General features: G+C 39.1%; 22 protein-coding genes. 16 read left to right on the forward strand and 6 right to left on the reverse strand.

Annotated features, from left to right (window positions below; translation table 11 throughout):
• Positions 1 to 113: 113 nt before the first annotated feature.
• A complete protein-coding gene (locus SDEL_RS02005; RefSeq protein WP_425352952.1) occupies positions 114 to 1,289 on the reverse strand; it encodes a sugar transporter in 1,176 nt (391 codons plus the stop codon).
• A gap of 108 nt (positions 1,290 to 1,397) precedes the next feature.
• Here SDEL_RS02005 and SDEL_RS02010 point away from each other — a divergent pair, with 108 nt between their 5' ends.
• The 10 genes from SDEL_RS02010 (at position 1,398) to SDEL_RS02055 (ending at position 14,481) form a co-directional block, all read left to right on the forward strand.
• Positions 1,398 to 1,793, forward strand: a complete 396-nt coding sequence (locus SDEL_RS02010; protein WP_012856192.1) for a YchJ family protein — start codon at positions 1,398 to 1,400, stop codon at positions 1,791 to 1,793.
• Complete coding sequence (locus tag SDEL_RS02015; protein ID WP_012856193.1) at positions 1,794 to 2,450, forward strand: Crp/Fnr family transcriptional regulator; 657 nt, start codon at positions 1,794 to 1,796, stop codon at positions 2,448 to 2,450. It abuts the gene before it with no gap.
• Between the two features lie 77 nt (positions 2,451 to 2,527).
• Positions 2,528 to 2,959: an Hsp20/alpha crystallin family protein gene (locus tag SDEL_RS02020; protein ID WP_012856194.1), complete on the forward strand. Its 432-nt coding sequence runs from the start codon at positions 2,528 to 2,530 to the stop codon at positions 2,957 to 2,959.
• Between the two features lie 99 nt (positions 2,960 to 3,058).
• Positions 3,059 to 5,365, forward strand: coding sequence for a sensor domain-containing diguanylate cyclase (locus SDEL_RS11605; protein ID WP_012856195.1), 2,307 nt, complete (start codon positions 3,059 to 3,061; stop codon positions 5,363 to 5,365).
• A gap of 54 nt (positions 5,366 to 5,419) precedes the next feature.
• Positions 5,420 to 6,238: a prolipoprotein diacylglyceryl transferase gene (gene lgt, locus SDEL_RS02030; RefSeq protein ID WP_012856196.1), complete on the forward strand. Its 819-nt coding sequence runs from the start codon at positions 5,420 to 5,422 to the stop codon at positions 6,236 to 6,238.
• A gap of 193 nt (positions 6,239 to 6,431) precedes the next feature.
• Positions 6,432 to 7,214 carry a fumarate reductase cytochrome b subunit gene (locus SDEL_RS02035; protein ID WP_012856197.1) on the forward strand — a complete coding sequence of 261 codons (783 nt, stop codon included), beginning with the start codon at positions 6,432 to 6,434 and terminating at the stop codon, positions 7,212 to 7,214.
• Between the two features lie 2 nt (positions 7,215 to 7,216).
• Positions 7,217 to 9,202, forward strand: coding sequence for a fumarate reductase flavoprotein subunit (locus tag SDEL_RS02040; protein ID WP_012856198.1), 1,986 nt, complete (start codon positions 7,217 to 7,219; stop codon positions 9,200 to 9,202).
• Positions 9,199 to 9,921 carry a fumarate reductase iron-sulfur subunit gene (locus SDEL_RS02045; protein WP_012856199.1) on the forward strand — a complete coding sequence of 241 codons (723 nt, stop codon included), beginning with the start codon at positions 9,199 to 9,201 and terminating at the stop codon, positions 9,919 to 9,921. Before SDEL_RS02040 ends, SDEL_RS02045 begins: the two co-directional genes overlap by 4 nt.
• Before the next feature lie 169 nt (positions 9,922 to 10,090).
• The gene (locus SDEL_RS02050; protein ID WP_012856200.1) at positions 10,091 to 12,460 is read left to right on the forward strand and encodes a dynamin family protein; all 2,370 of its coding nucleotides are present in this window, start codon (positions 10,091 to 10,093) and stop codon (positions 12,458 to 12,460) included.
• Entirely contained in the window at positions 12,457 to 14,481 is a 2,025-nt protein-coding gene (locus tag SDEL_RS02055; protein WP_012856201.1) for a dynamin family protein, read from the forward strand. The genes SDEL_RS02050 and SDEL_RS02055 overlap by 4 nt, the downstream gene beginning before the upstream one ends.
• A 35-nt stretch (positions 14,482 to 14,516) precedes the next feature.
• Here the strand turns inward: SDEL_RS02055 and SDEL_RS02060 are convergent, their stop codons facing one another.
• The 3 genes from SDEL_RS02060 to panB are packed head-to-tail and all read right to left on the reverse strand — an operon-like array spanning position 14,517 to position 17,369.
• The gene (locus tag SDEL_RS02060) at positions 14,517 to 15,557 is read right to left on the reverse strand and encodes an AI-2E family transporter (protein WP_012856202.1); all 1,041 of its coding nucleotides are present in this window, start codon (positions 15,555 to 15,557) and stop codon (positions 14,517 to 14,519) included.
• Positions 15,554 to 16,576 carry a Holliday junction branch migration DNA helicase RuvB gene (ruvB, locus tag SDEL_RS02065; protein ID WP_012856203.1) on the reverse strand — a complete coding sequence of 341 codons (1,023 nt, stop codon included), beginning with the start codon at positions 16,574 to 16,576 and terminating at the stop codon, positions 15,554 to 15,556. The genes SDEL_RS02060 and ruvB overlap by 4 nt, the downstream gene beginning before the upstream one ends.
• Positions 16,577 to 16,580: 4 nt before the next feature.
• Positions 16,581 to 17,369 carry a 3-methyl-2-oxobutanoate hydroxymethyltransferase gene (gene panB, locus SDEL_RS02070; protein WP_041666220.1) on the reverse strand — a complete coding sequence of 263 codons (789 nt, stop codon included), beginning with the start codon at positions 17,367 to 17,369 and terminating at the stop codon, positions 16,581 to 16,583.
• A 79-nt stretch (positions 17,370 to 17,448) separates the two neighbouring features.
• On the opposite strand from panB, the gene SDEL_RS02075 reads away from it, so the two are divergent.
• Together SDEL_RS02075 and trpA are read left to right on the forward strand one after the other, a co-directional pair.
• Entirely contained in the window at positions 17,449 to 17,859 is a 411-nt protein-coding gene (locus SDEL_RS02075) for an Hpt domain-containing protein (protein ID WP_012856205.1), read from the forward strand.
• Positions 17,856 to 18,596: a tryptophan synthase subunit alpha gene (trpA, locus tag SDEL_RS02080; protein ID WP_012856206.1), complete on the forward strand. Its 741-nt coding sequence runs from the start codon at positions 17,856 to 17,858 to the stop codon at positions 18,594 to 18,596. Before SDEL_RS02075 ends, trpA begins: the two co-directional genes overlap by 4 nt.
• 15 nt (positions 18,597 to 18,611) lie before the next feature.
• Here trpA and SDEL_RS02085 read toward each other — a convergent pair whose 3' ends face one another.
• Together SDEL_RS02085 and SDEL_RS02090 are read right to left on the reverse strand one after the other, a co-directional pair.
• A complete protein-coding gene (locus SDEL_RS02085; RefSeq protein WP_012856207.1) occupies positions 18,612 to 19,241 on the reverse strand; it encodes a Tgt2/MlaC family protein in 630 nt (209 codons plus the stop codon).
• On the reverse strand, positions 19,234 to 19,962 hold the full coding sequence (locus SDEL_RS02090) for an MlaA family lipoprotein (protein WP_012856208.1): 729 nt from the start codon (positions 19,960 to 19,962) through the stop codon (positions 19,234 to 19,236). The genes SDEL_RS02085 and SDEL_RS02090 overlap by 8 nt, the downstream gene beginning before the upstream one ends.
• A 220-nt stretch (positions 19,963 to 20,182) precedes the next feature.
• Between SDEL_RS02090 and rpsB the strand changes: the two genes are divergently transcribed.
• The 4 genes from rpsB to fliR are packed head-to-tail and all read left to right on the forward strand — an operon-like array spanning position 20,183 to position 23,512.
• A complete protein-coding gene (gene rpsB, locus SDEL_RS02095; RefSeq protein WP_012856209.1) occupies positions 20,183 to 20,974 on the forward strand; it encodes a 30S ribosomal protein S2 in 792 nt (263 codons plus the stop codon).
• Positions 20,974 to 22,041, forward strand: coding sequence for a translation elongation factor Ts (gene tsf / locus SDEL_RS02100; RefSeq protein WP_012856210.1), 1,068 nt, complete (start codon positions 20,974 to 20,976; stop codon positions 22,039 to 22,041). The genes rpsB and tsf overlap by 1 nt, the downstream gene beginning before the upstream one ends.
• Positions 22,042 to 22,092: 51 nt before the next feature.
• A complete protein-coding gene (locus SDEL_RS02105; protein ID WP_012856211.1) occupies positions 22,093 to 22,737 on the forward strand; it encodes an ABC transporter ATP-binding protein in 645 nt (214 codons plus the stop codon).
• 1 nt (position 22,738) lies between these two features.
• Complete coding sequence (gene fliR / locus SDEL_RS02110) at positions 22,739 to 23,512, forward strand: flagellar biosynthetic protein FliR (protein WP_012856212.1); 774 nt, start codon at positions 22,739 to 22,741, stop codon at positions 23,510 to 23,512.
• Positions 23,513 to 23,558 lie beyond the last annotated feature (46 nt).

Raw genomic sequence — 23,558 nt, forward strand, 5'->3', positions numbered from 1 at the left:
TCATTTGAGAAAACTCCTTCCATTATTTATTATAGAACTTAAAAATTAACCACACAAATTCTAGAAAATGTAGGCGATGAGAAGTAAAAAATACCTTTACATATAAAGATGTTTTAAGCGATTAAATAGCGTTTCCAAATCCAAATCGCAAGACTTAACGCTAGTGCACCAAATAAAGCACCCACGTATCCGATACTTTGCATCCCAAGCGAGTTGATGACCCATCCCCCAATGAACGCTCCACCGCCAATCCCAATGTTATAAATACCCGAATACAAAGACATCGCAACATCGGTGGCATCGGGGGCGAGTTCTAAAACACTCACCTGCAAAATTAAACTAATCAAACAAATAGCAATGCCCCAAAAGAGCGATAAAATACTAAAAGAGAGAACATGAAAAGAGAGCATCATCATGAAAGCTTCAGCGAAAATAAGCGCACTCAACGCAAAAAGTACCAGTCCAAAGGGGTGTTTGTGTCGTAGTCGTGCAAAGAGCATACTTCCCAAAAGCCCTGCAATTCCAAAAAGAAAAAGAACCGCCGTGGCAAAGCGCTCTCCTAGGTGTGCGACATGGATAACAAACGGCTCGATGTAGGAGTAGGCGGTAAAATGAGCACTAATGGCTAAAATCGTGAGCAGATACGTGCCCATCAGTGCGGGGCGTTTCATGAGGATGGGCAAACTTTTCAGTGAGCCCGCATTTTGGCTCGGCAGTGTGGGCAGGGTTTTAAAGAGGAAATAGAACATCAATACGCCTAGCAAGGCAATCACTCCAAACGTAGAGCGCCAACCCCATGCTTGACCGATAATACGTCCTAGCGGTAAGCCTAAAACAATCGCCAAAGCGCTTCCCGTGGCTAAAAAACTAAGTGCCTTCGTGGTTTGTCCTTTGGGGGCTAAACGGTAAACCAATGAAGCAGTGATTGCCCAAAAAATAGCGTGTGAAAAAGCAATGCCTATGCGTGAGAGCATTAAGATAGTGTAATTCCATGCGAAGGCGGAGAGCAGATGCGAGAGAATGAAAAAAAACAAAATCCCTAGTAAGAGCGATTTGCGCTCCACATTTTTGCTTAAAAGCATTAAGGGGAGTGAGATGGTCGCAACAATCCATGCGTAGATGGTCATCATCATGCCTGTTTGCGCTTCGCTGATGTTAAAATCTGTCGCGATGGTGGTGAGTAAGCTAATGGGCGCAAATTCGGTGGTGTTAAAAATAAACGCGCAAATGCTCAGCCCCATAATGGGAAGCCATGCATGCAGTGAAGTGTGAAAGCGTAAAAACATCAAAAGACCTAGTACAAAAATAAGCGAGTATTGTACCTAAGCAAAGAATAGAAGTGGTTGAAAACCAAAAAATTTGTATAATTCATACTAATTTACATGTAAAGAGTTGAAATGATAAAAAATATGTGCCCTTGTGGCTCTGAAAAATCCTACGAAGCGTGTTGTGAAGTCTATCATAAACACCTTAACGCCCCAACCTGCGAAGCGCTGATGCGTTCTCGTTACAGTGCGTTTGTCTTTTCATTAGTCGATTATCTCTTTGAAACCACGCATCCAAGCTATCGAAGTAAAACGCTAAAAGAAGAGATTGCTTTTACATGTAAAGGCTTAGCGTGGACAGGTTTGAGCGTTTTAGAGACGTGGCAAGGTGGACTTAGCGATAAAGTGGGCAAAGTCTCTTTTCGTGCCACGTTTGTGCAAGAGGGACGTGAGGGTGTGCACGTTGAGCATTCTCGTTTTAAACGCTTTGGTAAGGCGTGGATGTATGTGGATGGAAAGGTGGAGTAGATGTATGCTTTAGAGGTGATTCAGCAAGAGTTGCAAGAGGACATTGCCCGTTTTGGGCGCATGAGTTTTGTGAAAAAAGGCGAAGTACTGATGCGACCTGAGGAGTGTTTGGAGCACTTTTTTGTTCTTTTAGAAGGGCGGGTGAAAGTCTCTCAAATTAACTTTGAAAATGGCAAAGAGCAGATTTTGTATCTTTTATCCAAAGGCGATATGTACGATGTGGTCAGCCTTTTGGATGGAAAAATGCATGAAAATATGGCGATGGCGTTAGATGATGTGAAACTGCTGGTATTTCCCATTGAGCTGTTTCGTGAGTGGATAGAAACGAAGCCCTCGTTTAACAAACTCTTTTTTCCTTACGTGGCAAAACAGCTACGAGAGATGGAGAATTTAGCGAGTGATTTATCCTTGTATGACACGACCACACGGTTGGTGAAGCTCATTGCGAAAAACATTGAAAAAGAGGGTGACAAACAAACCCTCAAACTCATCAATAATCTTTCCCATGATGAACTCGCCAACCTCATAGGCACGGTTCGTAAAGTGCTCAACCGAAACCTCCAATCGCTTAAAAAAGAGGGGCTTATTGATATTAAGCGTAAAGAGATTTACATTAAAGATTCTCAAAACCTGCTGGAGCATCTGCCTTTAGAGTAACTGTGCTACTTAAGTGGCAGACATATTTTTTTACATGTAATAGACTTCCGCTATCAAAAAAAGAAAAGGAGTCCATCATGTTAGTCACACGTTACAATCCCTTTAAAGAGTTACGAGAACTTGAAAGTAGGCTTTTTAATTACTACCCGAGCACTCAAAGTGAAGAGGGTGACATCTCTGCGTTTCGTCCCAGTGTCAGTACCCGTGAGGGTGAGTTTGCCTACCATATTGAGGTGGATTTGCCAGGGGTGAAAAAAGAGGATATTCACATCGACCTTAAAGAAAATCAGATTATTATCTCAGGAGAGCGAAGCTTCAAAGAGGAGCGCAAAGAGAATGACTATTACAAAGTAGAAAGCAGTTATGGAAAATTCCAACGCTCGTTTGCTCTGCCTGAAAATGTAGATGTTGAAAATATTGAAGCCAGTAGCGAAAATGGCGTATTGGAAGTCGTACTTCCAAAGCTTAAAATCGAAAAAGCTGAAGTGAAAAAAATTCAGGTGAAATAAGCTTTACATGTAAGGAGTTTTAACGCTCCTTACCCTCTTTACTGCGTTGTTTTTCTTCTTTTGTGATACAATCGCTTAACGGACTTTTGAGGAGCGATGGTGCAAACATTGAAGCGCTTGTATACTTTTTCATTTCTACCCTTAGTTGTGTTATTGGTGGGCGTGTTTTTCTCCGTATTGATTGCATGGAAAAGTGATCAATGGATTGATAAGATTGAAGCGATACGGTTTGATGCTGCCTCAAAAGAGATAACCGCTTTAATTCAAAAAGAACTCGACTCCCATGTTCAGCTTTTAAACAGCAGTGCGGCGTTTATCTTGTCTTCAGAAAATATGACTCGCAATGAGTGGCAGACCTTTGCAAAGATGCATGGATTAGCCCTTAATTTTCCAAGTCTTTATGCTTTAGGGTATGTGCCTTTGGTAGAAGCTTCAAAAAAAGAGGCATACGAAAAAAAGATGGCAGAAGACAGTGCTATGGCACAGTATAAGATTTTCCCTTCATCTTCTCATTCAACACTCTTTCCCATTACGTATATTGAGCCTTTTACGGAACAAACTGCACAGATTTTAGGGTATGACATGGGTTCTGAAGCGATGCGCAGGCAAAAAATCGAAAAGGCTTTAAAAAAAGGTTCTGTAACCATTACGCCAAAAATTGAATTTGTGAAACAAGCTCAAGCTTCCGAAAAAAAAGGGTTTATTATTTACATGCCTTTTTACTATCGTCATCATTCGCTTCAAAATGAGGCAGAGCGTTTAGCTGCTGCAAAAGGGGTTATTTACAGCGCCATAAAAGTCAATACCTTTTTTGAAAATATTTTAAAAGCGAATGATGGGTTAGTGAGTTTTGAAGTGTATGATTGTGAATCTTTAAGCGAGGAGACGCTGTTATATAATTCAAATCCAACACTAACCGCACCTCGATTAGAGCGTTCCGTTGTATTTAGCTCAAATGATACCCATTGGACACTCTATTTTAAAGCCAATAGCGTATTGCATAATCAATTAAATCATTATTTCCCTCATATTCAAGTCTTTATTGGCATACTTTTTTCCATACTATTGAGTGGATGGGTGTATGCTTTGCAACGTACACGTAGCCGTGCGTATGAGATTGCGGAAGAAAAAACAAAACAGCTTTCTGAATCTGAAGCATGGGTGCGTCTTCTTTTTAAAACGATGCAAGAAGGCGTTATGGTGATTAATCGTGAAGGGGTCATAACAGAGTGCAACGATACTGCAAAAAAGATATTACCTTCTTTTAATAAGACGCTGATTGGAACACTTAATAGTGAGCTTCCATGGAAAGCCCTTCATGAGGATGGTTCTTCTTTTTTACCAGAAGAGCTTCCTTTTATGAAGGTTTTGCGATCGGGTGAGTCACAAAATGGCATTATTATGGGGATTCAAAGAGAGGGGTATCCTCTTGTGTGGATGCAAATGAATGCAGCACCTCTTTATTTGCATGATAACGATAATGTCAGTGCAGTAGTGTTAACCTTGAGTGATATTACAAATTATCGAAGATCAAAATATAAATTGGAAAAATATTTAAGTATGATTGATAAACATGTGATTATCTCAACCACCGATTTAAAGGGTGTGATTACCGAGGTCAGTGAGGCATTTTGTAAGATTTCAGGGTACTCTAAAGAAGAACTCATTGGTGCCAATCATTCGATTGTACGTCATGCGGATGTTCCTTCCTCGGTGTATGAAGAGATGTGGAAGGCGATTAAAAGTGGCTTGATTTGGAGAGGTGAGCTTAAAAATAGACATAAAGATGGCAGTGCGTATTGGGTCGAGACGATTATTGCGCCACGGTATGATGAAGATTACTCTTTAATTGGATATACCGCTATTCGAACGGATATTACCGATAAAAAACGGGTTGAAGAACTCTCTATCACCGATAGACTCACAGGACTTTACAATCGTTTGAAATTGGATGAACTCTTTGCGCACCATCTTTCGATTGCAAGGCGACATCACACGCCTTTTTCAATTATCTTGCTTGATATTGATAAATTTAAATCGGTCAATGATACCTATGGGCATCAAGTGGGAGACACGATTTTGCAAGAGTTTGCTTTATGCGTTAAAGCACAGATTCGCTCTGAAGATATTTTTGGGCGTTGGGGTGGGGAGGAGTTTTTACTTTTATTGCCCAACAGTCCCCTTGAAAACGCCTCTTTGTTAGCAGAAAAATTGCGTTTATGCGTTGCATCGTTTTCCTTTTCACAGGTTGGGATGAAAACAGCCAGTTTTGGGGTGGCAACTTTTCATGAGGGAGATGATGAAAAGAGCATGATGGTACGTGTGGATGAGGCATTGTACCGTGCTAAAGAGAATGGGCGTAATCAAGTTGTGCTTGAGCGATTAAACTTCAAAGAGAGCCTCTAAAGACTTTCTCAACCTTCTTCGGGTAGAATTTTCCTTTTACATGTAAGGATTTTTATGCTTTTTTGGAATGAAATTTATACACATTTTGACCCTGTTGCTTTTAAAGTAGGCGGTTTTGCCGTGCATTGGTATGGCTTGATGTATATGCTAGCGCTCCTTGGGGCACTTTATACTGCTAAGTGGTACGTTAAACGTGAAAACGTAGGCTTTAGCAACCAGATTTTAGAGAGTTATTTTATCTGGATAGAAATTGGCATTGTGCTAGGCGCACGGATTGGCTACATTCTTTTTTATGATCCGCATGTGGATTATTATCTAACCCATCCGTGGCAGATGTTTAACCCTTTTATGGATGGTACGTTTGTGGGGATTCGAGGGATGAGCTATCATGGTGCGATTGTGGGCTTTTTCCTAGGGACATGGTTTTTTAACTTAAAATATAAAATTAATGTCTGGAAGCTACTGGATGTGGTCGCCATTAGTGTACCTGTGGGGTATATTTTTGGACGGATTGGCAACTTTTTAAATCAAGAACTTATCGGTAGACCCACAGAGGTTTCATGGGGGATTTATGTCGATGGGGTATTGCGTCATCCTTCCCAATTATACGAGGCTGTGCTAGAAGGTTTGATGGTTTTTGTGCTCCTTTATTTTTACAGAAATTACAAAAAATATGACGGTGAATTGATTGCACTTTATGGCTTTTTGTACTCTATAGGACGCTTTGTTGCAGAGTTTTTTAGAGAGCCTGATTTTCAAATTGGGTTTGTGTATGGAAATTGGATGAGTAAAGGACAAGCACTTTCGATTGTAATGGCTTTTTGTGGGCTTTTACTCTACTTTTTTATTATCAAACGAGGTCAAAAGGGATAAAAAAATCCCTTTTAAATCCCCCTGCATATATTATAATTTCACTCATTAAGAATGAAGTAAGTGTTGAGCGTGAGTGAGCATCTGCGTTGCGGTGGCTAGAAACAAGAAAATTTCAAAGAAGATGTGACCACCCATAAAGATACGTTGAGGTATTTTTATGGGTGTTTACCAAACTTCACAAAAAGGATAAAATGTGAATGACCTACTTGAAGGTTTCTTAGGTACAAGTATTGAGGGGAAAAAGAGTAGAGTTCCAGCGAAGCTTGATTATATTCAAAGTGCGACTGGTCTATTCTTAGGTTTGTTTATGTGGGGACATATGTTCTTTGTTTCAACTATTTTGATTAGCAAAGATTTTATGCACACGATAACCAAAATGTTTGAAGGTAGTATGTTCTTTAGTGAACCACAACCTTGGGTTGTTTCTGCGATTGTATTGTTCGTATTTGCTATCTTTATCGTACACGCTATGCTTGGTATGAGAAAATTGCCTATTACATTTAGACAATATCAAGCGTATAAAACACACATGGGCATGATGAAACATGATGACACAACGATGTGGTTTACACAAGCGTTTACTGGTTTTGCAATGTTCTTCTTAGGTTCTGCTCACCTTTTAATGATGGCAGTGAAAGCAGATGAGATTGGACCATACGGTTCATCTGAGAGAATGTACGCTGATGTGATGTGGCCATTTTATCTTCTTCTTCTTTTAGCCGTTGAATTTCACGGTGGTATTGGTTTGTATCGTCTTTGTGTTAAATGGGGTTGGTTTGAAGGTGAGAACGTCAAAGAATCTCGTAAAAAATTGAAAAAAGTTAAATGGGCTGTAACAACATTTTTCTTAGCACTAGGACTTTTAACACTTGCTGCATATGTGAAATATGGTTATGAATATAGCAATGGTCATGTTGATGAATTTAAACCAACAGCACAACTAGAACTAAGAATTGATCAGAAGGTTAGGGCGTAATTATGAACGTAAAATATTGTGATGCACTGGTTATCGGTGGTGGTTTAGCGGGTCTTAGAGCGGCGATTGCAACGCAATCAAAAGGTCTTAGCACAACAGTTTTAAGTCTTTGTCCAGTTAAGAGATCACACTCTGCTGCGGCACAAGGTGGTATGCAAGCAAGTATTGGTAACTCAAAAATGAGCCGTGGAGACAACGAAGATGTTCACTTCGCAGATACTGTAAAAGGTAGTGACTGGGGTTGTGATCAAGACGTTGCACGTATGTTCGTAACCGTAGCACCTAAAGCGATTCGTGAACTTGCTGGTTGGGGCGTGCCTTGGACTAGAATTTCAAAAGGTCCTCGTGAAGCAATTATCAATGCTGAGAGAACAACCATTGTAGAAGATGAAGAAGTTCATGGCATGATTCACTCACGTGACTTTGGTGGTACCAAAAAATGGAGAACCTGTTATACCGCAGATGCAACAGGTCACACCATGTTGTTTGCGGTTGCGAATGAGTCTTTAAAACACGGTGTTAACATTGAAGATAGAAAAGAAGCGATTGCTTTAATTCATGAAAACAACCGTTGTTACGGTGCTGTTGTAAGAGACCTTGTGACAGGTGAGCTTTGGGCGTACGTCGCTAAAGGTACCCTAATCGCAACGGGAGGTTACGGCAGACTTTACAAACAAACAACCAATGCGGTTATTTGTGATGGTATCGGTGCTGCGATTGCTCTTGAAACGGGTGTCGCAAAACTCGGTAACATGGAAGCGGTACAGTTCCACCCAACCCCAATCGTTCCATCAGGTATCCTTTTAACAGAAGGTTGTCGTGGAGATGGTGGAATTTTGCGTGACGTTGATGGTCACCGTTTTATGCCAGATTATGAGCCAGAGAAAAAAGAATTAGCAAGCCGTGACGTTGTAAGCCGTCGTATGATGGAACACATCCGTAAAGGTAAAGGTGTTAAATCTCCATACGGTGAGCATTTATGGTTAGATATCTCTATCCTTGGTCGTGCACACATTGAGAGAAACCTAAGAGATGTACAAGAAATTTGTCAAATCTTTAATGGTATTGACCCTGCGGATGAAGGTCCAAAAGGTTGGGCGCCTGTTCTTCCAATGCAACACTACTCCATGGGTGGTATTAGAACTAAAGCAACCGGTGAGTCTCCAACCCTTGCAGGTCTTTTCTCAGCAGGAGAAGCGGCATGTTGGGATATGCACGGATTTAACCGTCTTGGTGGTAACTCAGTTAGTGAGACCGTTGTTGCGGGTATGATCGTAGGTGATTATTTTGCTGAGTATTGTTTGGCAAATGAAGTCAATGTCAATACTGCGACTATTGAAAAAGCATTGAAAAAACAGAGTGATTTTATTGACCATTTGTTAAATAACAAAGGTAAATACAACATTTTTGAAATCAAAAACAGAATGCGTGACGTTATGTGGGAAAAATGTGCGATTTTCCGTGATGGTAAAGGTTTGGCTGAGGCAGTGAATGAGCTTGAAGAGCTTCTTAAAAAATCTCACGATGTTACTATCAAATCTAAAACACGTTCAGCGAACCCTGAATTAGAAGAAGCGTACCGTGTTCCTATGATGCTTAAATTGGCATTGTGTGTTGCTGTGGGCGCACGTGATAGAACTGAGAGCCGTGGTGCACACTATAGAGAAGATTACTTGAAGCGTGATGACGTGAATTGGTTGAAACGTACATTGACATCATGGAAAGATGGCGATACATTGCCTGTTGTCGAGTATGAAGACCTTGACATTATGAAAATGGAAATCCCACCAGCATTCCGTGGTTATGGTGTTAAAGGTAACATCATTGAAAACCCAATCAGTGCACAAAGACAAGAGCAAGTGGATAAAATTCGTGAAGAGATGGAAGCTGCTGGTAAAGACAGACACGCAATTCAAGAAGCGCTTATGCCATTTGAGCTTCAACCATACTATAAAGCTAAAAATGAGAGATTTGGAGATGCAAAATGAGTAGAACTATTACCATAAGGGCTATGAAATATAACCCACAATCAAAACTTTCCAAAGCGCACTTTGCAGAGTACAAACTTGAAGAAACGGATGGTATGACTCTTTTTATTGCGCTGACAAAAATTCGTGAGACAATGGATGCTGATCTTTCTTTTGACTTCGTATGCCGTGCAGGTATCTGCGGTAGTTGTGGTATGATGGTGAACGGTACTCCAAAATTGGCGTGCCGTACGTTAACGAAAGATTTTAAAGATGGTATTATTCAGCTTATGCCTATGCCAGCGTTTAAATTGATTAAAGATTTATCTGTTGATACAGGTAACTGGATGAACGATATGAGTAAACGTGTTGAGAGTTGGATTCATACCAATCATCAACCAGACATCTCTAAACTTGAAGCACCAATGGATCCAAAACTTGCTGATGAGACCTTTGAGCTTGATCGTTGTATTGAGTGTGGTATTTGTGTGGCAGCGTGTGGTACAAAATTGATGCGTCCAAACTTTATTGGTGCCGTTGGTTTGAACCGTGTAGCTCGTTTTGCAATGGATCCACATGATGAGAGAACCGATGAAGACTTCTACGAGCTTGTAGGTGATGATGATGGTGTTTTTGGTTGTATGAGCCTTGTGGCATGTGAAGACAACTGTCCAAAACACTTACCACTTCAAACTAAAATTGCTTATATGAGAAGAAAACTCGTTGCGCTTCGCAAGTAAGGTTTCTTTTTAAATAAACAAGGGGTAAGACACCTGTCTTATCCCTTAACATCGACGATTTAATCTTATATTTTTGCTTTAATTACGAACTAGACAGCTATAATACCAAGGCTCTTTTAAAACCAACCAGTGTTATAGAGTCTCAACAAAACTTTAAAGATAGTATCCCATGCATATCATTAATGATTTTTTCTTACTCGTTTGGAACGAAAAACCTGCTAAAAATGTTGTTTTTGATGAGAATGACATGCTCAAACTCAATCAAAATCTCTCCAAGACGTTTGATAATTTTTGTGATGGTGTTGTCATTTTATTGATTATTAATTCGCAGAATTTTGCCAATATGGCACTCCTTGAAGAACCAAAATCTCTTTTGAAAACATGGTTTGAAGAAGCTGTCTTTAGCGATAAAAACCTACAAACTGCCCAATTTAAACTCCTCTCTTATTGTATTGCTTTAGGCAATCTACGGGTGAACGAAGCCATTGCGAAACGCTTGGATATTTTACAAAAAGAGGGGATTATCTCGTATGATACGATGCGTTTTCTCCAAGGACTCTTTGCATTGATTGAAGAGAAAAAGGTGGTGACAACATCTTTACATGTAAAGCGTGCGACTACCCATGAAAATTACTATAAAACCGCTATTAATGGACTTCATACCGCAATAGAAAATCTCCTGCTTTTAGTAGAAAATTCACGTTTAAAAGAGCGCTTACATGTAATCTCTGAGCGCTTAGAAGATCAGCGTTTTTCTATTGGTATTACGGGCGTGATGAATGCGGGCAAATCAACCATGCTCAATGCGCTTTTAGGGCAAGAGGTTTTAGGGACGGCGGTGGTGCCTGAAACGGCTAATTTAACGGTGATTAAATACGCCAAAGAGCCTTACGCTGTTGTGAATTTTTGGAATGAAAAAGAGTGGGCGAATATTGAGGAAAGCTCCAAAAGTCTTAAAAGCCTTGAAGCCTTTGTTAAAGAGAGTCAAGCGCATTTTGGAGAGAAACTTCATACCTTTGTAACCAAAGAAGGACAGAGTGAGCGCATTGGCGTTCATGATTTGGTCCTTTATACCTCTGCGAAACATTCTGATAAAAAGTGCAATTTAGTGAAAAGCGTTGAGCTTTATACCGACCTTAAGTTTGTGCAAGATGGGGTGCAAATTGTCGATACCCCTGGCTTAGATGACCCTGTGATTCAGCGTGAAGAGATTACCTTAGAGTATTTAAGCGAATGTGATTTGATGATTCATTTGATGAATGCTGCACAAGCGGCAACGCAAAAAGATGTTGATTTTATCATTGACGCACTTTTATACCGTAATGTAGCACAACTGTTGGTGGTGATTACCCGTATTGATGTCATTACGCAAAAAGAGTTACAAGAGGTCATTGCGTATACCAAATGTAGTATAGAGGCACGTTTAAAAGAGCAAAATAAAGGCGCTAAACTTGATGAAGTGATTGCTAAAATTGTTTTTATTCCTATTGCTGGGAAATTGGCGTTAATGCATAAATTAGGACATGCTGAGGAGGCGTTAAAGCTAGGCTATGATATGGAGCAAACAGGCTTACCGCTCGTAGAATCTTATCTTGAAGAGGTTCTCTTTGGTAGTAACAGCCAAAAAGCGCATTTGATTATCGCTTCGAATCAAAAAGAGATAGAATCCATCATGGATGAAACGCTTAAAGCGTTTGAAGAAGAGCAGCATTTTTTAACGCTTTCGCAAGAAGAAATAGAAAGAGCGTATCTCAAACATCAAGAAGATAAAAAGGCGATGATGCACTTTTTAGAGCAGATTAAAAGCAGTGTTGCTCAAAGTCAAGAGGAGATGCGTCATTATTTTATGACCCTACAAACTTTTGCGACTCATCGTTTAAGCACATTGCAAAATGTCCTTAAACGTCGCATCAGTGATGATGTTAGTTATGAAGTGAGTAAGCATAAAAAATTGCCTAAAGAGGAGCGCATTGGCTCCATTATTGAAACGGCAATGAAAGATGGCATGATTGATTTGATGCGGGATTATCGTTATGAGTTTCAAAAAAAGATGCAAAATATCGTGGAGTATTTGGATACCAAATACGGAGAATTTAAAGAAGAAGAGGGAGTTTTCCTTGATGCGCAAGCGTTTTGCGAAGCCCATTTATCTTCTTTATCACTTTTTAAAAACAGCGCAGTGTTGATTGCGGAGGTGAATGATGCGATTAGAGCCTACGGAAAAAGCGATGGGAGTGCTTTAAATGTAGCGTTGGATGAACGCTTAGGCAAAGAGTTCTCACACTTAAAAGAACGGGTCATGGAAAAAATTCAAAGTATCAATCAAGGGCTATTAAGCTCTTTTCTTAAGGTTTCTCAAGCCCCTGCGGTGCGTATTGAAGAGCATTTTTTAAGCAAAGAGGCATTGATTGAAACGGCGATGGCTCAGATGCAAGATGTAACGCACACTAAAGAGGCTCGTATTGGGGAGATTCAGGAAAAAGAGCGAGTGATGGGCGTTGTGTTAGAAGATTTGCGCAGACTTAAGGAGGAAAAATGAGCCTTTTAGAAACGTTTATCGAAGCGTATAAAACACATTTTTTAAAGCCGATTCCACAGTTTGATACGACACTTCTAGGCTTACTTAAAAAAGCGCAGTATCTGCTTTTAGCAGAGCGTCATTCGCCTTCTTTGCAACTTAAAAAAGCGCTAGACCGTCTTCAAATGCGTTCCGAAGAACCGATGAAAGTGGCGATTACAGGGCAGTTTTCCAGTGGAAAATCGACTTTTTTAAATGCCTTACTTGCTAAAAGCATCTTACCCACAGGGATTACACCTGTAACATCTAAGGTCAATTATATCCGCTACGGGGAAGAGTTTAAAATTCGTGTGCGCTACAAAGATGGGAGGGATGAATACCACGATATTAGCAATATTTCTCATTTTACCGACCAAAGAGGCTCTGTGGAAGATATTGCTTATTTGGTCTTATATGCACCTTTGAATATTTTAAAAGATGTGGTTTTTGTCGATACTCCAGGGCTTAACTCACAAGCGGCGAGTGATACACAAACGACAGAAAAAGTGCTCAAAGAGGTCGATGGGATTATCTGGCTCACTTTGATTGATAATGCGGGAAAAATGAGTGAACTTCAGGTCTTAGAGGAGTATTTGGGTAAATATCAAAACAAATCATTGTGTGTTTTAAACCAAAAAGATAAATTTACCAAAGAGCAAGTGGAAGAGACAACCACCTATGTCAAAAGTGCTTTTCAAAAATTCTTTAGCGATGTGATTCCCATCTCCGCACGTCAAGCTTTAGAATCACGCAGTCATGATAAAAAAGTGATGATGCAAACGTGCTTAGATGACTTTATGAGTGAGTTACATGTAAAGCTAGAAAAAAGCGGTGAAACGATTGATTTTCAAATGATTGAAGATGATTTTAAGGCGTATCAACAAGGATTGGATACCATTTTGCAAAGCGATTTACGTGCCAATATGAAGCTTTTAGAAGCGTCTAATATTGATAAAGTTTTAGCGTTTATTCGAAATGAAATCCAACCCAAAGCGACCCAATCTAAAGAGTTTACCATCACCAAAGAGATGGAAGAGATAACTTCAAAATTGATGGCGCAACATGAGCTTTTCTTAGGGATTTATGATGAACTCTTAGAAGAGATTGTTCGGTTTGAAGCAGAGGCAAAAGGGTTGTTTGGTAATCTTAAAAGTCAATTTTCACATGATTTAAAGAGTGCGTTTATGCGCATTGAACAGATTATTGATACCATTGCGGATGCCATTTTCAATCAAATAACCACTGAGAAATTGGTACGTTACGAGGCGCACAAAGAGGGATTACTGAAAAAGCATGTGTGCTATACGCCTTTTGAGTATCAAGCGCCTAAGATTAACTCTGATTTGATTTATAAAAGCTTGTTTTACGAAGAGAATTTGATTGGTAAAATGTTTAAACAATACGTACGCAATTTAGGCGATATTCAAAACGAAGTGAATGAGAAAAATGCGCAGATTTATCGCTCGTTTGAAGCAGGTATTGTAGCGTGGCAAGCTCCCTACGAGGTGATTCGAAAACGTGAGGAGATTCACTCAGACATTGAGTTTGCCAATATGCGTCGTTTTGCTTCAAAAGCGTATGAGACCATTTTGAAAGCGTTTAGTGATGAGATAGCAAGTTCGTATGCCAAAATTAGCTCCGAATTTAACCACCTCTCCAGTGCCGTGAGCTTTAACTATCAGAATGCGACGGAAGTGTGTGTGGCATTTTTGGAAAATAAAATCGAAAAATCACGTAAACTCTACGAGGAAAATCCCACCAAGTTCTCTTTGTATCAGCCAAAATTAGATGAGATTAAAGAGCGTCTTCGAATGGCATTTCATCTCTACGAGCTTGAAAACATGATGAATACGAAACATACCTTTTTAAGCAAAGATTACGAGCGTTTGGTGAGTCAATTTACCAAAATCAAAGAGGAGAAGGTTGTCTTTTTAGAAGAAAAGAAACAACATCATTATGCTCTTATCGAGGAAATTAAAGCGCTACGCAGTGAAGTAAAATAGTCTTTGAATAAGATTACATGTAAAGAGAATTCTCTTTACATGTAACTCTTTTCTTTGAGCAGTTTGTAGAGTTTTAAGAGTGAAATAAAGAGCGTGGTAATCGCAGGCCCTAATATCATTCCCCAGAAGCCAAATGTCGTAAGTCCCGCAAAAATAGCAAAGAAAATCAAGAGTTCATTAACCATCGTGGGCGTTTTAACCATTTTATCGTTGATGTATTTGATAATCAACGGTTTGACAAAAGTATCAGCGATAATCGAAATGATAACAATCGAATAAAGCGCAATAATAATCGCAGACGTTGTATTGCCGTGCGCAATTTCAAGGGCACACAGAGGAATCCACATAAGCGCTCCTCCAATCACCGGAATCAAAGAGGCAAACCCGTAGAAAATCCCCAACAAAAGACCATCGTATCCAAAGTACATGCCGATAAACGAGAAAAGCATTCCTTGAAAAATAGCGCTAAATAAAATAGAGTACAACACCACACTCATCACACTGGTCACTTCTGCAAAGACCATATTGACCTCTTGTGCGCCAAGGGGCATGACACTTTTGATGTAATCAATCAAATCTTTGCCGTTTAAAAGCGCAAAAAAGAAAAAGACAACAATGAGAAGCATATCTTTTAAAAATCCCGCACTGTTTTTCCCTAAAGAGCCTAAATAAGAGAGCGCTGTGCTTGACATTTGGGCAATATTGAGCGTGTTAATAAACTCATCCAAAGAGGATTGCATAAAGGCAAAAGGGGTAGGTAGTTGATAATCGAGTGTTTTAAGATAGTGTTGTACTTTTTCAATCATCGCAAAATCAAAATTATTGGCAATAGACCCAATGGAGGTCAATGAATAAATCAAGGGTCCAAAGAGGAGTAAAGAGAGCAAGGATGTTGAAAGAATAGCCGCAATATGTCTATTTTTAGTGAGTTTATAGAGTTTAAAATTAATGGTATACGTTGCCATCGCAAGCAAGGAAGCAATGGCAATAATCATTAAAAAGGGTTGGTACAATTTTAGTAAAGAGACTAAAACCACTAAAAAAATAGCGGTTAAAAAAAAGCGATGTTCATTCATGCGTTATCCTCAAAGAGTGTGCTTTGCAATGTGGGTGGGGTAAGACGAAAGAGTTCGTACGTTTTAGGACTTGCAATGCGCCCACGAGCGGTGCGTTCAATGTAGCTATTTGCAAGCAAATAAGGCTCTATCACATCCTCAATCGTCCCCTCGTCTTCGCTTAGAGCTGCTGCAATCGTACTAAGACCCAAAGGACGACCTTTACTTTGAAGCAAAAGTTCTAAATATTTTAAATCCAATTCATCAAAGCCCAAATCATTTACACCCAGCTCATTTAAGCCATACTGGGCTCGTTCTTTATAAATTTCTGTTTCATCCACCACATCCGCATAATCACGAATACGTTTTAACAACCGTAATGCAATACGAGGTGTGCCACGTGAACGTCTTGCCATCTCAAATGCTGCATCGTTTAAACAGCGTTTTTCGAGTTTATAAGAGGCTTTGGTAATAATAAGCGCTAACTCCTCTTTGGTATAAAATTGTAGACGAAAATGCATACCAAAGCGATCTCGCAAAGGTGAGCTGATCATTCCCGCACGGGTGGTTGCTCCAATAAGCGTAAAATGAGGCAAGTCAATTTTAATCGTTTGTGCCGCAGGTCCTGAACCGATGATAATATCCAAACGAAAATCTTCCATCGCAGGATAGAGAATCTCCTCAATCGCAGGAGAGAGTCTATGAATTTCATCAATAAATAAAATATCTCCCTCTTGAAGATTGGTTAAAATCGCCGCTAAATCGCCACTTTTTTCAATCATAGGAGCAGCAGTAATTTTGATATTAGCACGCATTTCATTGGAAACAATATAGGCTAAGGTTGTTTTACCAAGACCTGGAGGACCAAAGAAAAGAATGTGGTCTAAACACTCTGAGCGTTTAAGGGCTGCTTGAATAAAGACTTGCAGATTTTTCTTGATTTTTTCTTGTCCAATATACTCTTCAAAAGAAGTGGGGCGAAGACTTTTTTCATACTCACTCTCAAAGGAGACTTTTTCGATTTCTACAATGCGTTCCATTCTCTCACTTTTGGTAGGTATATTCAGTCGTTGGAAATTGGCGTTCTTGAACCTCTTTGACATAGGAATCAACCGCTTCTTGAACGAGACTGGCTCCGTCTAAATAACGTTTGACAAATTTGGGTTTGAACGCTTGAAAAAAGCCTAGCATATCACTCCAAACTAAGACTTGACCGTCCGTATATTTGCCAGCACCAATACCAATCGTTGGAATGGAAATAGCGTCTGAAATCCGTTTGGCTGCCTCCTCCACAACTCCTTCAATGACAAGGCTAAAAGCACCCGCCTTCTCAACGGCTTTTGCATCTTCAATCAATGCTAAAATATCCTCTTCGCTGCGCCCTCTGACTTTGTACCCTCCCTCACTTCGTACATATTGAGGCATAAGTCCAATATGCCCCATGACAGCAATAGAGTTTTGAGTCAAGGCTTGAATGATAGGTGCACGAGCGACACCTCCTTCAATTTTAACGGCATGGGCATTGGTTTGAGCGTAGACAAGTGAAGCGTTGTGTAAGGCACTTTTTTCATCCGTGTAGGTTCCAAAAGGCATATCGCAGACAATAAAAGTCTCTTTTGCCCCCGCACAGACAGCTTTAGTATGGTAGAGCATCACGTCCATGCTCGCAGAGAGGGTATCTGGTTTGGCGTTGAAGCTCATATTAAGGCTATCGCCTACAAGAATGATGTCAACTTTTTGGTCAAACAAAGAAGCAAAAAGAGCATCATACGCAGTTATGACAGTCAGGGGTGTTTTTCCCTTGTGTTGTTTGATGGATGTAATTGTTTTCATGGTCGCATTATACCCTATTTTAAGACAAGAAAATTTTAGATTAAACATGGTACAATGAGCTACTTCGGAGGTATGCAAAATGGGTATTCTGAAACAATTAGAGGTTGATTTTGACATCGAAATTGTAGGAGATTTTCTTTCTCACTATGCCATTATGTGTGAAAATATGGAACCTTTGATTATTGGTTTGAGTAAAGAAGAACGCTATCCTGAAAATATTGGCGATTTGTTTCGTATTTTTCACAATATGAAATCCGCCGCAGGTTTTCTTAAACTCGATCCCATTATTAAACTTGCTGCCTTGTGTGAAGATATTGCTGAAGAAGCACGTATGTTAAAAGGACCGGCGAGTGAGTCGTTTATTGATTGGCTACTTTTAGTGAGTGATCAATTTGAAAAATACCGCAAAGACGTTGAAGAGGATGCCTCTTTTTTTACCGTCTTGAATCCTTTGATTATTAAAGTACCTCATATGTTGGAGAGAGCGTGAAACAACTAGTTGCCTATATTACAGCGGGATATCCCGATAAAAATTTTTCGTTAGATTTGGTTTTGGCATTAAAAGATGCAGGGGTTGATAAGTTAGAATTAGGTATTCCTTTTTCAGACCCCGTGGCAGATGGACCTATTATTGAGCAAGCAAATTTACAATCGTTGAATAATGGTTTTAAAATGCAAACTTTGTTTGATATCTCTTCTACAGCAGCACCTCTCTTAGAAACATATTGGATGGGGTATTTTAATCCTTTTTATCACAAAGGAATGGACTTTTTTATCCAACAAGCAACACAAAGTGGGGTTAAGGGATTTATTATTCCTGATTTACCGCATGAAGAAGCTTTACCTTATGCTTCGTTGATGCAACAACAAGGGCTCTCTTTAGTCAGTTTTGTTGCGCCTACGGACAGCAAAGAGCGTATTGCGCATATTGTTAAAGATGCTAAAGGTTTTATCTATTTAGTCGCTTATGCGGGTATAACAGGGGCGCATGCAAGTGAAGATTTGAGTCAAACGATTGCACAGATTAAAGCGCACAGTCAAACACCTCTTTTTGTAGGCTTTGGGGTAAATGAAAAAACAGCCAAAGAGCGTGTTCGTGGTGCTGATGGTGTGATTGTCGGGAGTGCGTTTGTAGAGATTTTACTTAATGATGCGCTGAGTTACTCAGATAAGATTTCTTCTATTGCTCAAAAAGCAAAAATAATCAAAGAAAAGATTAACGCTTAACAGTGAGTTTGAAACTCACTGTTTTTTTGATACGTTCTCGTCTTCTTTTTCTTCAGGCTCTTGTAATTTGGCAAGAAGGTTTTCAAATGGAGATTTTGCCAAGATATCTGCAAATTGCGTGCGATACGTTTGAATAATACTTACCCCTAAAATATCAACATCATAAATGCGCCAGTCACTCTTCTTATCTTTATAAAATTTATAGATAATTTCATACACTTCGCTGTTTTTCATCAGGTGTGTTGTGAGGTGAATACGCGTATTTTTAATCTTTTCAATGTTTTTAATCACAATCTTTTCATCGGTGTAAAGATCGAGTTTGTTCATATAAGAGTGTTTCAGTTTCTGTTCAAAAAGATGCGTAAACTCACTTTGTTTTGCAGTATCGAGCAAAGACCACTGTTTACTTCCAAGAGAGAGTTGCGCCATTAATTCATAATCAAAAATAGTGTCAAAAATAGTAAAAATCTGTTTGGAACGTTCCTCTTTTTGAAGGTTTTTATCTCGTAAAATCGTTGTGGCATGATCAATATTGGTTTGCATAAAGGTGCTGATTTTGCTTTCTTCGATGGCATGAAGTGATGAAGAGAGGCTTCCCCCCACAAAAAGCATAACGAGGAGAACCTTTTTAAGAAAATTATTCATGAATGAGCTTATCCCTTCGTGATTCATAGACATTGCGTAAAAAAGGATAAAGCTCAATCGCATCTTTTTTCAACTCTTCATATTCTTTTACATGTAAAGAAGTTTTATTGATGGTAGAAAGTGCCACAGCCCCGAGGGATTGCTCTTGATTTTTTAACAGATTGGCATGACGCGCTTCAATGTAGCTCAGAGGATTAAGCCACATGTCTCCAGCCAGTCCAACAACATCACGGGCATTTGAAGGACCTAAGAACGGAAGAACGATATGAAAACCATTGCCAACACCATAATGCCCCAATGTTTGTCCTAAATCTTCATCGTGAGGTTTTAATCCCAACTCGCTGTTTGCAAGATCATTAAATCCTACAATACCCATCGTTGAGTTGATGACAAAACGTTCAGTTTCTTCGAATGCATCAGTGAACTTCATTTGCAAAAGAGTGTTGGTGAATCGAATAGGGAAAAGAAGATTGTCAAAAAAGTTAGCAATGCCATTTCGTGCCATTTTTGGAACGAGATAAGCGTACCCTTCAGCAAGAGGTTTTAGGGCATATTCATAAAATGAATCATTAAATGTTGTCATCGCTTCATTGTAACTGCTCAGTGGATCAAAAAGTGTTTCATTAGATGTATTGTTAAATTCTGCATCAAACTCTTCTGTCACATTTTGCGCAGCAAAAAGAAGAGAGAAACTCAATAAATAGGCTAAAAATAGACGCAAATCATTACCTTGGTATAAAATTTTGTGCAATTATAGGATTTTTTTTGTTCAAAGTAAATTAAGCGATAGAACTATATTTTATAAGGAACAAGCAAAATTTAATTTTTTTTTGAATATAATCTGCGTCCTAATCTCACACACACCAATCCTTTATGGTTGCAGTTTTACTGTTGATGGGTGTGGAGGCTAAACCAAAAAAATTAAACAAAGGAGAGACTTCATGGTAACCATGAAAGACCTATTGGAGTGTGGTGTACACTTCGGACACCAAACAAGACGCTGGAATCCAAAGATGAAAAAATTCATCTTCGGTGAAAGAAAAAACATCTATATCGTAGATTTACAAAAAACCCTACGTTACTTTAGATATACCTACAATGTTGTTAAAGATGCAGCAGCTGAGGGTAAAACAATGTTGTTTGTTGGAACAAAAAAACAAGCAAGCCAAGCGATTAAAGAGTATGCAGAAAAATGTGGTATGCCATACGTTAACCACAGATGGTTAGGCGGAATGTTAACGAACTACCAAACCATTAGACAATCAATCCGTAAACTTGACATTATTGAAAAAATGGAAGAAGATGGACAAATTGACCTTCTAACGAAAAAAGAAGCGTTAATGCTTAGAAGAAAAAAAGAGAAACTTTTGGATTACCTAGGCGGTATCCGTAATATGAAAAATCTTCCTGATATGATTTTTGTTATTGACACTGTAAAAGAGAAAATTGCCGTTCAAGAAGCAAGACGTCTTGGAATTACAGTGGTTGCTCCATTGGATACCAACTGTGACCCAGATATGGTTGATCTTCCAATCCCTGGAAATGATGATGCGATTCGTTCGATTCAACTTTTCTGTAAAGAGATGTGTGAAGCAATGACAGAAGGATATGAAATTCGTTCAAAAGATGCTCCAGTTGAGCAAGACGTCGCAGAAATCAGTGAAGAAGAGAAAAAAGAGATTCTTGATGAAGCGATCAGTGAAGAAGACGTTTCCGTTGAGGAAGGTGAATAATGGCTGAGATTACCGCTGCTTTAGTAAAAGAATTACGCGAGTCCACAGGGGCTGGTATGATGGATTGTAAAAAAGCACTAGTCGATACTGATGGTGATTTTGAAGCGGCAAAAGACCTTTTAAGAGAAAAAGGTCTTGGTAAGGCAGCTAAAAAAGCTGATAGACTTGCTAGTGAAGGCTTGGTTGAAGTATATGTGGATGCAAGCTTAAAAAAAGCAACTATTACTGAAATCAATGCTGAAACAGACTTCGTTGCAAAAAATGAAGGATTTATCAATCTTACAAAAGATACAACAGCACATATTCAAGCAACAGATGTTCAAACAACAGAAGAGTTGATGAAAACAACGATTGATGGAACCGTGTTTGAAGAGTATTTTGCAAGTAAAGTTGCAACCATTGGTGAAAATCTTGTGGTCAGACGTTTTGCAACACTCAAAGCGGGTGCCAATGGCGTTGTTAATGGCTATGTTCACTCTAATGGACGTGTAGGTGTTTTAATTGCGGCTCATTGTGACAGTGAAGCAACTGCGCAAAAAGCAGGTGAATTTGTAAGAAATCTTTGTATGCATGCCGCTGCGATGAAACCTACTTTTTTAAGTTATACTGAACTTGATGCTGAATTTATCGAAAAAGAGACGATTGGTATTAAAGCAGATATTGAAAAAGAAAATGAGGAATTAGCACGTCTTAAGAAGCCTCTTAAACGTATGCCTCAATTTGTTTCTCGTGCGCAACTTACAGATGATGTACTTTTAGCTGCAAGAAAAGAGATGGAAGCTGAGCTTAAAGCACAGGGTAAACCTGAGCAAATCTGGGATAAAATTATTCCTGGTCAGATTGATCGTTTTATCGCTGATAACACACAACTTGATCAACAATATACGCTTTTAAGTCAATTCTATGTCATGGATGATAAAAAAACCATTGCACAAGTGGTTGAAGAAAAAGCAAAAGAGCTTGGTGGTAAAATTGAGCTTGTAGGCTATGTACGTTTTGAATTAGGTGAAGGCCTAGAGAAAAAAGCATGTGACTTCGCATCTGAAGTTGCAGCACAATTAAAATAAAAACTTTTGGGTGAAGGGTTCGCTCTTCACCTCTTCTTTTGAAGGACGTTAATGTCTTTACTTCATGTACGAAATGTTTCTCATCGTTTTGATTACCTTTTATTTGACAATGTTAATTTTGCACTTGCTCCCAAAGAGTCTATGGCAATTTTGGGTGTGAGCGGGAGCGGAAAATCAACGCTTATGCATATTTGTTCGACGCTTCTTAAACCGAACAAAGGAGATGTTGTTTTATGTGATCATCATATTTATGATGATAATGAGGATACACGTTTAAAGTTAAGACGGTATGATGTGGGGATTATTTTTCAGTCTCATTACCTTTTTAAAGGTTTTTTTGCGAATGAAAATGTTGAACTCGCCTCTGTTATTAGCGATAAAACAATGGATCACACTATTTTAGAACGTTTAGGTATTGCTGAGTTTATGCATTATCGTGTGGGCGATCTTTCAGGTGGTCAACAACAACGTGTTTCTATTGCGAGGGTTTTGGCGAAGAAACCAAAAATTATTTTTGCGGATGAACCTACCGGTAATTTGGATGATAAAACAGCACAAGAAGTAATGAATGTTCTATTTGAATATATTGAAAAAGAGAATGCCGCCCTTCTTTTGGTAACGCACAATCAACACTTAGCACAACAGTGTACGTATGTACGATATCTCCATGTGGATGGATTAAGTAAGGAAGGCTAAGATGGAGTCACTGGTCAAACTTTTTGGTGAACATCATGTGATTCTCTTTTTTCTTCTTTTTGCACGTTTAAGCGGTGTTTTTGCATTTTTTCCTTTCTTTTCTCATGCCAATATCCCTTTGAGCATTAAAACGTCTATTACCTTTTTCATGGTTGTTTTTTTATTTCCATTGTTGTCCCCTTTACATGTAACGCCAACCCTTCTGAATTTAACGTTAGCGATTGTTTCAGAATTGTTAATTGGGTTTATTGCAGGGCTTTTTTTAACTATTGCGCTTTCGATCTTACAAATGGCGGGGATGCAAATTTCCTTTGTTATGGGTTTTACAATGGCAAGTGTGGTTGACCCTCAAACGAGCACTTCCATTCCTGTCTTGTCTCAAATCTTTTCACTGATAGGACTCATGATCGTTTTGGCGTTTAATGGACACCATCAAATGCTTTTATTTATTGTGGACTCTTTATCGCTTCTTCCTTTAGGAACTTTTTATCCAGAGATGAGTGTTGTTGGGTATATTTTGAAGGCGACAACGGGGATGTTTGTTTATGGATTTATTCTCTCTTTTCCTGTGCTTGCTTTTTCACTTCTTATGGATGTTGTCTTTGGAATGCTGATGAAAACAATGCCTCAGTTTAATCTTTTGGTTGTTGGTTTTCCTATCCGTATCGCCGTTTCCTTAGTTGTCATTATTGTGACGTTAGCATCCACAATGCTTCTTTTCAAACGCGAGTTTATGGAAGCCATTAATCAATTAACACTTCTTTTCGCACGTTAAAGCAATCATAAATTTTTTTATACTACAATGAGAGATACTAATTCTC

Origin of the sequence: Sulfurospirillum deleyianum DSM 6946, from assembly GCF_000024885.1 — a bacterium.
Taxonomy (GTDB): domain Bacteria; phylum Campylobacterota; class Campylobacteria; order Campylobacterales; family Sulfurospirillaceae; genus Sulfurospirillum; species Sulfurospirillum deleyianum.